Consider the following 12225-nt stretch of genomic DNA (forward strand, 5'->3'; position numbering starts at 1 on the left):
ATGGCTGTATTTTACCGCATATTGGACTAAATTAAAGGAAATAAATCGTACGGCACTATTAAGACCTTGTTCTTCCGGGTAGCATCAGAATAAAAGGAATACCCAGCAATCCGACTGCAGCACTGACAAGGTAGGCTGATTGTAGTCCGCTCCGGTCAGCTATCATGCCAATAACAACCACCATTGATGCACGAGCCATAAAAGCGATCAACATAAACATACCATTGGCGGCTGCGGGAGAGTTTTTTGCGTGTTCCTGAATCAGGGCGAGCATAACCGGAGTAGTGGATAGTATCATGAAACCACAACTGACCAGGGATACCATCCGAACCCAATCGTTGCTGATCACAAAGAGGAGAACGCTCAATGGCGCTCCCACCAGAGATATCAGTAGTACCCGTCGTCTACCTAGGTAATCACTGAGCGACCCGGCAGTTAGCACGCCAGCAACTCCAGCAGCCTCAAACAGCATCAGAGCCATTCCGCCCAGCCAGATACTGCCACTTTCATTTTGAATAAAAAGGGGTAAAAAGGCGGTCATAGATCCGTGCATAAAACTACGCGCCAGGAGTATGAATGTGAGTGGCATAAGGATGTGTCGCATTTCTTTAAATGTGGTGATAAGTGAGATCTTGTTGCCGTTATTATGAAAAGAAAGATCTACATTTCTGAACCGTACAAAGAGCCAGACGGAGGCGGCAATACCTACGATCATAATAGGCCAGATCCCTTCAAACCCAAGCAAAGAGACTGCGCTCACTGCAATCAATGGCCCTATTGTCCGGGCAAGTTCCCCACCAGTCATAAAGAAGCTCATTCCTCTACCCTTTCGTGACCCGGCCATACGGGCAATCATTACGGGAGCGGGTACATGGAACATGGCAATGCTGATTCCTGCAATAAAGAGGAGAAGGAGCAATACTCCATAAGTCGGCGCAAGTCCGATCAGGCTCATGGGGATGGCTGTCATCATGGGTGCCAGAATAACAAAATAGCGAAGACTAGCCCTATCAGCCAGCATTCCGATAAAGGGATTCATCAGAGCGGGAAGCTGCATAACTGCAGAGAGAAAACCTGCTTGTGTCAGTGACATGGAAAGCTTATCGATCAGCAGGGGGAGAAGGGGAGCGAGAAAGGACGAGTATACGTCGTGAATAAAATGGCAGAATGAAAGCAGGAGGATTTCTGCTGCTTTAAATGAAGAATGCTTTGTGTTTTGCATGGTTGTCTCTATTATAGGTGAAGGTGTGAATGCGAGTCCTCACGGTTCTCTGCCTTGTGTGCGGTTGTTGGCTACAGTAAGGGGAGAAAAAAACAAATAGCACGCGGCCATTCGTGGTTATGTGTGCCTGATTCTTTTGGATTGCCAATATTTATAACGATATTTGAATGCAATTAGGAAAGCATTTTTATCTAAGAATTACTTGTCTGTGACAAGCATTATTCGACCATCCGGGGCGGGAGGATTCAGGGTCTTATTCTGTGTTATAGCCATGGACATTATCGAGTAGAGGGTGGTGTAGGTGTTAGTTTGATTCTGACCATATTGGTTAAACCAGTAATATTTGTTTCCTTCATGCTTGGCAAGAAAAGCATTTGTTGCCACAGAGTATGTTTTTTCAGGATCCAGCGGACTGTAAGAGTTGTCCTTGTTACGTACCTGGATCGTAACTAATTGGTTACCTTTTTTGTTCACTTCCCACTTTCCATTTTTCTCGGTAATCTCTTGTACAGAGGCGTTTGTCTGTATCTTGATCCTGGCACCGGCAATTTGCAGAAAACCGCCCTCTCCTAAAGACGCAGCAGAGTGCTCCAGTATTTCACGAAGGTATTGACCCTTAATTTTCAGCAAATAGATGTCATTTTCAAAAGCATCTATTTCGTAGAGCATGGTGTCTGTCACCGGTCCGGCAGGGTAAACTTTGTTTCCCCTGAATGCGCCACCATTGTTCAGTACCAGATCGACTTTGAATTTTTCAAGAATAAGATCATTGACCATGTCAGCAACACTGGATTCCTCTGATCGGACTGATTTCTTGTCGAGATGCCACTCTTTGTCAGTGCTCCCAAGTATTACTGCTCCAGGCAATTGATCTGTGAAATGTTTCAACTGTTCTGAGGTGTTGGGGTCTTCCTGAATGGATGCAACTATTGGAATCAGCGAATACTTGGCAGAAAGGGGGAGAAGCCGCTTGTTTGCATCGAGTTCCATATCCAGGCGAACCAGAGCCGTTCCTTTTTCACCACCATTTACAATAAGGGTGTCATTAATGGTTTCCATCTGTGTCAGGTAATCATGAGAATGACCACCGAAAATAATGTCAATTCCATTCACTCCAGCTGCCAGTTGTCTGTCGAGGTCAATTCCTAAATGAGTAACCGCTACAATGATATCAACATTTTCCTTCTTGAGGGAACTGATCATTTCTTCAGCAATTGAAAAGGTAGGTTCTTTTAGGGTGACATCGCCACCATTGGTTACGTAGGCAAACTCTGGAGTCATTAAGGAGAAGTAGCCAATACGAATATCATCATATTCTGTGATGAATATTGTAAGGCAGGAGTTGTCAAGTGCGGTGCCTTTAATATTGAGGTCAGAACACAGGGTAGTGAGGTCTGTTTCAGAGAGGGCCTCGCCAAGCATACCTGAACCATGGTCAAACTCATGGTTGCCAAGACCATAGATATCATAGCCTGCTACCTTGAGAAGTTTTATGATGGCCTTTCCCTGAAAAGTATTAAAGTACCGTCCCATTAAATCATCACCGGATGATAGAACAATGACAGGGGTTTTGGATTCAGTTTTTGTTTTCTTGATAATGGAAGCTATACGACTGATACCACCGACCACCTGGGTCTTATTGCCAGTGCCATCCAGATCAATTGAGCTTAAAGAAGGCTCAAGTTGCCCCTGTAAATCTGCAGTTCCTAAGAATGTGAGATGCTTGGTGTTTGATGCTGCAACACCATTGCAGCAATAGAGAGAAAAGGTGATAAGTGTGGCACAAAGAAAGATTGTTTTGGATTGCATGGGGATCCCTTAGCTAAAGTTTCCAAAAAAAAATCATATTATAGATATTCCTGATTACCATCGAAACTCAGCTTTGCAACCCTGAGTTGTTCCGTGTCGATTATATGGGACGCCATAAACCCATCCCTGGGGGCTCTGCTGCGGCCGTCCATGCCGCAGATGCCCATATAATCAACACGAAACAACTCCTCCTCAAACGGGTAGGCTGATGATTAGTGGTAATCAGGTAGATATTTGGGGGGCAGACTATAGGTTTTTTATATCGTCAAAAAAACTGATTTGTCCCTGATTGTCTGTTTGTTTTCATGGTAGCCATATTAGCTCAATATCACGAGTTAACCCCTGCAACCAAAAGCAACACTCCCAAAAAACCGACAAAAAAACCAATAATACTTAAAACTGTGTACAGCCCTTTATCTGCTGTATGAGTTCGCGATAACTCTATATTTGGAAATTCAACACCTCCATCTGAAGAGCGATGTTCTGATTCATACTTTTTCAGAACTGTCATTTTTTCACGCGCCTTGGTAATCATAAAAATACCAATTGCTACGAACAGAGTTCCTAGTAGGAGTGCTGGTATAGACATATATATCCTATCGTTATTAAATGGGGATGTGGTGAATTTTCCATGAAAGTAAGTTGATAGATTACATTGAGATTTTTCTGACTTTCATATAGAGCAACACTCGTCTCGGATGAAAATCGTTGGGAGTGTTATCTTTTGGTAATATGTTTGTTGACTGTAAATATTTAACCCGTAAGACATGTGCCTCCCAGACAGATGTGTCGGCACCATTTTCTTCTAAATAACGAATAATACTTTGATCTCCACTGAACTTGGCGAGGGCAAAAGCATTGATGCCTGCATTATCTAGTGTGTTGATCTTTGCACCATGACTGATCAATTTTTTTACTATACTTAAATTGCTTTTTTCAGAGGCCACCATCAGGGAAGTATTTCCGTTTTTGTCCGTTGCATTAACGTCAGCCCCTTTTTCGATCAAAAGCTCTGCGAAATCAAAAATATTATGAGAAACTGCCCTCAGCAGAAGAGGGTCACCGTTTCCAAGGGTTTCATTGACATCAGCGCCATGACTGACAAGCAGGGTTCCGCACATAACGTCTTTGTTTTCCATGGACAACCGCAGTGGAGATTGTCCTCTTAAATCTTTTTTGTTTAAGTCGGCGATGCCACTCTTTATTAGGGTACGAACTTTCTCGATTTTTTTTCTCGATACGGCGATAATGACAGGCGTTTGCCCCTTATTGTTTGTAAGATTGACATCTGCTCCTTTGGTAATCAAATACTCCATCACTGCTAATGATCCGGAAGCAGTTGCATCAAATAATGGTGAATCACCCTTATTATTTTGTGCGTTAATATTGGCGCCATTGTTTAGTAAAAAGTCGGCTAGATCAAAACAGTCTTTTGTGTTTTTTTCTGCAACCTTTCTCGTTAAACCCAAAGTATCTTCAAATGTTTTCCGTAATGTATGTACTAAAGGAGTTATGCCTTGCTGATCCCCTTTATCAATATCAGCACCATTCTTAATTAAAAATTTAACAAGGTCAAAATGCCTTTCGAGAATTGCAAGGATAAGCGGCGTGGAACCGGGGGCAGAAGAATACATTGTTTTTTTGTCAGACAGACAGGCCGAATTAATGTCGGCTCCAAGGCTGAGTAGCAACTTAACAGTTTGTTGTCTCCCTTTCCACGATGCGTAAAGAATCGGGGACATACCGTTTGTATCAACTAAATTCGGGTCTGCACCTTTTTGACATAAAAATTCAATTACGGTTGTGTCTTCAGTAGTTGCATAATAATGCAGAAGGGGAATACCTGCTATTCTCGGGGCAATAGCATTTAAGTCTTCCTCTCCTTTGTCCACGAAAAATGTAGCTATATCCCAGTATCTTCTTTGCAACGACTGTTCAAACAGATCTCCTTGACGGCCAACCATTTGTTTGGACTGATTCAACTCAGCGCCATTTTGTATCAAGGAGATGGCCAATTCAGGTTGCCCATAGTAAAGAGCAACCGCTAGTGGGCTTGCTCCAAATCCTTTCATATTTAAATCTGCGTTTTCAGAAATAAAAAATTCAACAACATCCTTATGTCCATATGAAATTGCCAGGGTAAGAGGTGTGAAACCATTTTCCGTGGAATCATAGTATTTGGGGTCTATTTGAAATGGAAGAAAAATCTGATTATTTAGATTCCCTGGGTGCCCTTTCTTTTGAGGCATATTTGCCATAGGACCAAACGAGTGACTGTTTATTTCTGCTCCATGTTCATACAAGAGTTTGACGATTTCCAAATGACCATTTTTAGCCGCAAGCATGAGAGCTGTCACCCCTGTATCTGTAAATGCATTTATTGATGCCCCTTCATCAATAATATGCCGGGCACCTGTGAGGTTACCGCTTTGGGCAACTTTCATAAGCGGAGTAAAAGCTTGCTGTTTTGAAGAGGTCTCTTTTGGGCCATTAAAAAGTAGGTAATCAATATTTCTTTTTTTTAATTTATCGGGCTGTGGGGCAATCCGAGGAATACTAAGAGTTGGGATAGGTGAAGGAGGTCGACCTTGTCTCCAGACGAAGGGGCGTTGTCCATTGTTTTCCCCATAAGAGGGAGAAACTGATAATAAGAATTGAAGAAATAGACCGAAAATAAAACAAAATTTAATTATATTTAAAATATTCGCAGCTTGATTCAGCATAATCAGTATGATTTTAAGATTTGGAAACAATTGTTTAGGTCCCATAAGTTCGATGTCGGTGTTCGTTTTAATATTCGTGATTTCACATAAAGCCAAACGAAAAGCCAAGACACGTACCATTTTTTTATCTAAGAACCTCTATCAAGCCACTACTCCAAATACCCGGCCAACACCTGCGGTTAGGGCCATAGCGAGTCCACCCCAAAAAGTTACACGTATTGCACCAATTAAAATAGTGGCGCCGCCAGCTCGCGCGGCAAGTGCACCGAGGGATGCTAAAAATAATAAAGAGGAACCAGCAACCACGGCTATTAACTGAGATCCAGGAACAACCCGTGCCAATAACAAGGGAAGAGCTGCGCCAATTGTAAAGGTTCCTGCTGAAAAAAATGCAGCCTGCACGGGCTGTGCACCAGCATTTTCCGATATTCCTATTTCGTCTCGGGTATGTGCCCCGAGCGCGTCATGAGCCATCAGTTGTTCTGCTACTGTTCTGGCCAAATCTGGATCAAGCCCTCGATTTTGGTAAATTTGTGCTAGTTCATCTTTCTCAAATTCGAAATCATTCTCTAGCGAACGCTTTTCAAGTGTTATGTCAGCATTCTCGGTATCTGACTGTGAGCTTACAGATACGTATTCGCCCGCAGCCATTGACATTGCCCCGGCAACCAATCCCGCAACTCCTGCAAGGAGAATGCTCTCCTGCGTTGCATTGGCCGCGGCAACACCAATAATGAGACTGGCAGTGGACACAATACCATCGTTAGCACCTAGTACAGCGGCACGTAGCCAGCCAACACGATGGGAACGGTGAATTTCATGGTGACTCATATGTGGCCTCGGTAGATTATGTGAACACTAACCGTATTAAATTAACGGCTGGCCATGGATCCACGACAATAGTGGAGCAGTGGGTAAGGTAGATGCTATCCAAAAACCGGACGTGCGGGCCAGTCGGGGCCATTTTGTTGTTGGAAGAAGCCGTTACGCGCCGCCGCCTCCAATAGCTAATTGGACGCCAGTCTGGTTCTTCTCCTATGGTTCCCGTAATTCTTTGAGCATCCAGACATCGCAGCCACTGTGAATTGTTTCATTGAGCGGCTCTTGTAGATGTCTGAATCCAAAACGTTTATAGAGTGTTATCGCAGGTTTCATATTAGAAAGGGTGTCCAGGTAGCATTGCTGATACTGTCTCGATTGTGCGTACTCGAGGCATAGCTTTGTTAATTTTTTTCCAATTCCCAACCCTCTACTTTCCGGTAGTAAAAATAGTTTTCGGAGTTCACAGATAGTTGTACTTTTGTGAAAGGCCGCAATGCCACCTCCTCCAATAAGCTGATTATCCTTTACCGCCACCAGATAAAGAGCATTGTCAGCTTCTTTGTAGTACTGGCTCATACATTCCACTTCCTCATCAGAAGGGCCAAACCCATCTCCTATGGCACCAAATTCCGCTCCCACCGTTTTGATGATATGGCAAATGTGTTTATCATCCTCGGGTTTGATATTTCTGATTTCGCAATGCATCCTAGCTATTCGTCAGCTGCCTTACATGAGGTTACAGGTTTGTCATAGTGATATAGGTTGTTGGCCACCAGATTCCAGACAGGACGGTTGCAATAGCAGAGCCTGTCAGCAGGGTCTGGCGTCTGGTGAGTATACTCAGGCATAAGAAAAAAATGTTGGCCCACCCGAAGGGAGTTAAAAATGATAGAAACCACCCAACTGGAACACGAAATGCCATACTGAAGAAGTGCTCAATGGGCTGTATGGGTAGCGTCGGATCTGGTTGTGAAGTAAAGTGCAGGGTAAGCATGGATATTACGGATACGATGAGCATCAGGAGGATGCTTCCAAATAGCCAGGTGATTAAAATTTCTTTTCTTGTCAGGTGCTGGGTAAAAAACATATTTTTATGATCCACAGTATAGTTGCTGATGGTTTGCGATATGTTACCTTTTCTCTTTCATCCTTGATCTTATCTTGACACAGATTTATCTTAACGCATACTATATTCAATCGCTGGGAATTAATTTTTATGAAAGAGAGTGTGTACCTTATTGGTGGCCGGGCTGTAGGGAAGTCAAGTATCGGTGTAAGGCTAGCCCGAAAGCTTGGGTATAGATTTTTTGACACTGATACTCTGATCACTGATGAGTGTGGTTGTTCGGTAGCTGAAATTGTGGCCCGAGATGGGTGGCAGAGCTTCAGAGAGCATGAAAAGCACGTGTTGCGTCAGCTGGGTCTTCAAAAATCCTGTGTCGTGGCAACTGGTGGCGGTGCGATTCTTCATCGTGAGCAATGGCTGGAGCTGAAAAAACTTGGGATAGTTATCTGGTTGAAGGCTGATACTGCAATTCTCCGTGAACGTATTTCGGGAGATCAGAATTCCATGGGGCAACGGCCAAGTTTAACAGGAAAAGATGTCTGCCAGGAACTGGAAGATGTCTTGACGGAACGCAACCCACTATACCGTGAAACCGCAGACTTTATTATTGATAGCGGCAAGATGACAGTTGATGAGATTGTTCAGGCAATTGAACAGATCTGCACAGCAACAGACAGGGAATAAAAAAGATGGCAGGAAATACTTTTGGTAAGGCCTTTCGGGTAACCACCTGGGGTGAGTCGCATGGGACAGGCGTTGGTGCTGTAATTGATGGCTGTCCTCCGGGGATTGTCCTTGATCCTGCATTTTTACAGGCTGAGATGGACAGGCGGCGCCCTGGACAGGGAGGAGCATCAAGTCCCCGTAAAGAGCCGGATCAGCTTGAGATCTTGTCTGGTATTTTTATCCCAGAAGGAGAAGATCTGCCGCGTACCACCGGCACACCCATCTCACTTGCAATTTATAATAAGGATGCCCATTCAAAGTCCTATGACACTCTGCGTGATATTTTCCGTCCCGGTCATGGGGATATCAGCTATCTTGCCAAATATGGCATCCGGGATCATCGTGGTGGCGGACGCGCGTCTGCCCGGGAGACTGCGGCACGGGTTGCTGCGGGAGCGGTGGCCAGGCAGGTATTGGAACAGGCTGGAATTGATGTGCTCGCTTATACTGTTGCTTTGGGCGGGGTGAAAATTACCGAAAAAAATCTTGAAGTAATTAACGATAATCGTTTTTTCTGTCCCGATGCAGCTGCCGCTGAAAAGATGGAAGCGAGGGTGGATGAAGTTCGAAGAATGGGAGATACTTTAGGTGGAATCGTGGAGATTGTTGCCGACTGTCCCGCCGGTCTTGGAGAGCCCGTTTTCGATAAACTTGAGGCAGAGCTTGCCCACGGTCTGATGTCCATTGGGGCGGTGAAGGGGGTGGAGATTGGTGCCGGGTTCAAGGTGGCAGATATGCTCGGGTCTGAGAATAATGATGCGATAACTCCCGAAGGATTTGAAGGCAACAATGCCGGAGGAATCCTTGCCGGGATATCGAGTGGTAATGAAATTGTTATCCGGGTTGCCGTGAAACCCATTCCGTCCATTTCAAAAAAGCAGCAGAGTGTTAATCTTGCCAATGAAGCAGTAACTATTCAGGTGGGTGGAAGGCATGATATCTCGGCCATTCCCCGTATCATTCCTGTCTGTGAAGCCATGGTACGTCTCACCCTGGTTGATCATCTGCTGCGGCACATGAGTATCGCTTTTCCAACGGAGTAAAAAAGATGGCAGGAAAACAAATATTCATCCGCGAAATCTGGATGCTCAGTCGGGAATACGGCAGTCTTGCAGGAGCAGGCGGGGTGAAAGATGTGGTTTCCCAGTTGTCTGTCACTCTTGCCCGCGAGGCTGGTCGTTCTGTTCATGTTGTTCTTCCCTGTTATGGGTTTATGAACCCTGAAAAGCTGGGCTTTCATCTTCTGGACGATCCTCAGTCTCCCGGGCATATATTACAGTTCGAGGTTGATCTGAACTACCCGGAAGAGGAACGGCGTGAAGAGGTAAGGGTGTGGGTGGCAAAGCTTGATCGGGTTACTATCTATTTGATCGATGCCGAGAGATTTCGTGAAAAACAGAATGTATACACCTATACAGCGGAGGAAGAGGAGAACTTCTCCTGGCAGAAAACGGGAGAGGGACATATCGATTATTTTGCCATGAATATTCTCTTGCAGAAAGCCGCCATTGACCTGATGATACTCCTTGATGCCCGTCCGGATATAATTCATTGCCACGATGGTCACACTGCGGTTCTTCCGGCTATGATTTCTGAACAATCCGGTTTACGCCACTATTTTCGTGGCACCGGATGTGTGGTGACCGTCCATAACGCAGGGCAGGGATATCACCAGGAGGTTGCTGATCTTGCCTTTGCTCACGCAAGCACAGGTCTTCCTCTGTCTCTTGTTCGTCGCTTCAGGCTTGATGACTGTTTTGATCCCTTTCTCGCAGGGGCTCCCTATGCAGAAATGAACACAGTGAGCGAAAATTATGCCAGGGAATTGCGGGAAACCATTGATGATCATCTTACCGGGTGGCTTGGCCACACCCTGCTGGAACGCAACGTCATTCTGGATGGAATTACCAATGGAATAGATCCCGATGCCTTCTCAGCAAAAGACCATTTGAAAACGCACATAGCCGCAAGCTTTGATCCTCTTGGAGAGGCTCCACTTGAAGGAAAGCGGAAGTGTAAGACTGCCCTGCTGCAGTCGCTTACGAAAGACGGGAAGATTCAGAATGTTCGGCAATCCGGCTATCTGACGAGCGATCCCGCTCTGCCGCTTGTTACGTTTGTTGGCCGTCTCAGTGCTCAAAAGGGGGTGGCTGTACTTACCGGGGCTATTGAAAAACTACTTGCTGAGAGGTCGGATTTTCAATTTCTACTTCTCGGGACCGGCAGTCGTCACGATGAAGATATTCTTATTCGTCTTGCTGAGAAGAAAGAAAACATCGGTCGGGTTTGTATTCTTTGCGGTTTTGATAGCATTCTTGCCAACAAGATATATGCTGCCGGAGACTTCTTTGTGATACCTTCACAGTACGAACCCTGCGGCCTGACTGATTTCATGGCCCAGCTTTTTGGAAATTTGCCTATTGTTCATTCCGTTGGTGGCCTGGTGAAAGTTGTGGATGGAAAGACCGGTTTTTCCTATCTTGAACAGAGTGTCCTTACTTTAAGTGAGGCTATCAAGTGGGCGTTGAATCTTTATATGACCGATCCTGCTGCAATCCGTAGGATGCAGCGTCAGGCGGTGGAGCTGATTTATGAACAATTCACCTGGACAACGGTCAGCAAAAAGTATTTAGAGCTCTATAAGAGGGCGAAAAAGAAGAAAATCAGGTGATACGTTCGTATTCTGCTGTTCATAACGCCTTCATTCTGATTAAATGAATTACGAATGACAAAAAAAATGCAGCAAATGGTTTTTTAATATATACGGAGGCAGCACATGACAATTAAGGTAGGAATTAACGGTTTTGGTCGTATTGGAAGGAGCATCTTTCGTGCCCTGGCAAAGGATCCTGCTTTTGCAGATATCGAGATTGCGGCGATTAATGATCTGACGGATAATGCAACTCTTGCCCATCTTTTGAAGTATGATTCGGTAATGGGAATCTATGAACCGGAAGTTACGAGTGATGACACGGGAATTACTGTTAACGGAAAACATATTCCTGTTTCCGATCATCGTGATCCCGCTGATATCCCCTGGGGAGAAGCTGGCGTTGAGTATGTTGCCGAGTGTACGGGACTTTTTCGGGATGCTGGCAGTACCCAGAAACATATCAGTGCAGGGGCCCGTAAGGTTGTGATTTCGGCTCCAGCCAAGGGAGATATTAAAACCTTTGTCATGGGGGTGAATGAGGATGAGTACGATGCCACCATTCATCATATCGTGTCCAATGCCTCCTGTACCACCAACTGCCTGGCACCTTTTGCCAAGGTTATTCTTGATAACTTCGGTATTAAACATGGACTGATGACAACCGTACATGCCTACACCGGAGATCAGCGGCTTCTCGATTTTCCCCATTCCGATCTGCGTCGAGCGCGGGCTGCTGCAATGTCGATGATCCCCACCAGCACCGGGGCTGCTGCTGCTGTGGCACTTGTTATCCCAGAACTGAAGGGCAAGTTTGACGGTCTTGCTGTTCGGGTGCCGACTCCCAATGTTTCACTGGTTGACGCGGTAATGGAAGTGGAGCAGGAAACAACTGTTCCCGAGGTGAATCAGGCGTTGAAGGACGCTGCAAACCGTTATCTTGGATACTCTGATCTGCCTCTGGTTTCCATTGATTATCAGGGGAATCCCCATTCTTCGGTAGTTGATGGGCAGTCTACTAAAGTGATAGGTACCACCGTCAAGATACTGAGCTGGTATGATAACGAGTGGGGCTACTCGAACAGGATGTTAGATCTGATTTTGTATATGGAGGCAAACAAGGCTCTGTAAATAATGAGTTAGCAGAAAGGTTCCGCTGGTAAGATGGACCATATTTGAGACGCCCTGAGGGAGAGTTATCCTTGAG

11 protein-coding genes are annotated in these 12225 nt (G+C 45.2%); 4 read left to right on the forward strand and 7 right to left on the reverse strand.

Translation table 11 applies throughout. The annotated features are described in order from the left end of the window. Nucleotides 1-58: 58 nt before the first annotated feature. The 7 genes from UWK_RS08335 to UWK_RS08365 form a co-directional block, all read right to left on the reverse strand. Nucleotides 59-1222 carry an MFS transporter gene (locus UWK_RS08335; RefSeq protein WP_015403926.1) on the reverse strand — a complete coding sequence of 388 codons (1164 nt, stop codon included), beginning with the start codon at nt 1220-1222 and terminating at the stop codon, nt 59-61. A gap of 198 nt (nt 1223-1420) precedes the next feature. Continuing rightward, complete coding sequence (locus tag UWK_RS08340) at nt 1421-3031, reverse strand: bifunctional metallophosphatase/5'-nucleotidase (RefSeq protein ID WP_015403927.1); 1611 nt, start codon at nt 3029-3031, stop codon at nt 1421-1423. 328 nt (nt 3032-3359) lie between these two features. Further along, nucleotides 3360-3620 carry a hypothetical protein gene (locus tag UWK_RS08345; RefSeq protein WP_015403928.1) on the reverse strand — a complete coding sequence of 87 codons (261 nt, stop codon included), beginning with the start codon at nt 3618-3620 and terminating at the stop codon, nt 3360-3362. A gap of 61 nt (nt 3621-3681) precedes the next feature. Further along, nucleotides 3682-5874, reverse strand: coding sequence for an ankyrin repeat domain-containing protein (locus UWK_RS08350; RefSeq protein ID WP_015403929.1), 2193 nt, complete (start codon nt 5872-5874; stop codon nt 3682-3684). A 21-nt stretch (nt 5875-5895) separates the two neighbouring features. Further along, complete coding sequence (locus UWK_RS08355) at nt 5896-6585, reverse strand: VIT1/CCC1 transporter family protein (protein WP_015403930.1); 690 nt, start codon at nt 6583-6585, stop codon at nt 5896-5898. 204 nt (nt 6586-6789) lie between these two features. Continuing rightward, nucleotides 6790-7281 carry a GNAT family N-acetyltransferase gene (locus UWK_RS08360; RefSeq protein ID WP_015403931.1) on the reverse strand — a complete coding sequence of 164 codons (492 nt, stop codon included), beginning with the start codon at nt 7279-7281 and terminating at the stop codon, nt 6790-6792. Nucleotides 7282-7312: 31 nt separating this feature from the next. Beyond that, entirely contained in the window at nt 7313-7678 is a 366-nt protein-coding gene (locus UWK_RS08365; protein ID WP_041916364.1) for a hypothetical protein, read from the reverse strand. A gap of 114 nt (nt 7679-7792) precedes the next feature. Here UWK_RS08365 and aroL point away from each other — a divergent pair, with 114 nt between their 5' ends. From aroL to gap, 4 genes are all read left to right on the forward strand, one after another. Then, nucleotides 7793-8326, forward strand: coding sequence for a shikimate kinase AroL (gene aroL, locus UWK_RS08370; protein WP_015403933.1), 534 nt, complete (start codon nt 7793-7795; stop codon nt 8324-8326). Between the two features lie 5 nt (nt 8327-8331). Then, nucleotides 8332-9411 carry a chorismate synthase gene (gene aroC / locus UWK_RS08375; RefSeq protein WP_015403934.1) on the forward strand — a complete coding sequence of 360 codons (1080 nt, stop codon included), beginning with the start codon at nt 8332-8334 and terminating at the stop codon, nt 9409-9411. Nucleotides 9412-9416: 5 nt separating this feature from the next. After that, nucleotides 9417-11039 carry a glycogen synthase gene (locus UWK_RS08380; RefSeq protein ID WP_015403935.1) on the forward strand — a complete coding sequence of 541 codons (1623 nt, stop codon included), beginning with the start codon at nt 9417-9419 and terminating at the stop codon, nt 11037-11039. Nucleotides 11040-11144: 105 nt separating this feature from the next. Then, the gene (gap, locus tag UWK_RS08385; protein ID WP_015403936.1) at nt 11145-12149 is read left to right on the forward strand and encodes a type I glyceraldehyde-3-phosphate dehydrogenase; all 1005 of its coding nucleotides are present in this window, start codon (nt 11145-11147) and stop codon (nt 12147-12149) included. The last annotated feature ends 76 nt before the right edge of the window (nt 12150-12225 follow it).

It is taken from the genome of Desulfocapsa sulfexigens DSM 10523 (assembly GCF_000341395.1).
Classification (GTDB): domain Bacteria; phylum Desulfobacterota; class Desulfobulbia; order Desulfobulbales; family Desulfocapsaceae; genus Desulfocapsa; species Desulfocapsa sulfexigens.

Excerpts from the sequence above, each read along its gene's own strand:
- UWK_RS08335 (WP_015403926.1), bottom strand. The coding sequence starts at position 1,222 with ATGCAAAACACAAAGCATTCTTCATTTAAAGCAGCAGAAATCCTCCTG.
- UWK_RS08340 (WP_015403927.1), bottom strand. The coding sequence starts at position 3,031 with ATGCAATCCAAAACAATCTTTCTTTGTGCCACACTTATCACCTTTTCT.
- UWK_RS08345 (WP_015403928.1), bottom strand. The coding sequence starts at position 3,620 with ATGTCTATACCAGCACTCCTACTAGGAACTCTGTTCGTAGCAATTGGT.
- UWK_RS08350 (WP_015403929.1), bottom strand. The coding sequence starts at position 5,874 with ATGGTACGTGTCTTGGCTTTTCGTTTGGCTTTATGTGAAATCACGAAT.
- UWK_RS08355 (WP_015403930.1), bottom strand. The coding sequence starts at position 6,585 with ATGAGTCACCATGAAATTCACCGTTCCCATCGTGTTGGCTGGCTACGT.
- UWK_RS08360 (WP_015403931.1), bottom strand. The coding sequence starts at position 7,281 with ATGCATTGCGAAATCAGAAATATCAAACCCGAGGATGATAAACACATT.
- aroL (WP_015403933.1), top strand. The coding sequence starts at position 7,793 with ATGAAAGAGAGTGTGTACCTTATTGGTGGCCGGGCTGTAGGGAAGTCA.
- aroC (WP_015403934.1), top strand. The coding sequence starts at position 8,332 with ATGGCAGGAAATACTTTTGGTAAGGCCTTTCGGGTAACCACCTGGGGT.
- UWK_RS08380 (WP_015403935.1), top strand. The coding sequence starts at position 9,417 with ATGGCAGGAAAACAAATATTCATCCGCGAAATCTGGATGCTCAGTCGG.
- gap (WP_015403936.1), top strand. The coding sequence starts at position 11,145 with ATGACAATTAAGGTAGGAATTAACGGTTTTGGTCGTATTGGAAGGAGC.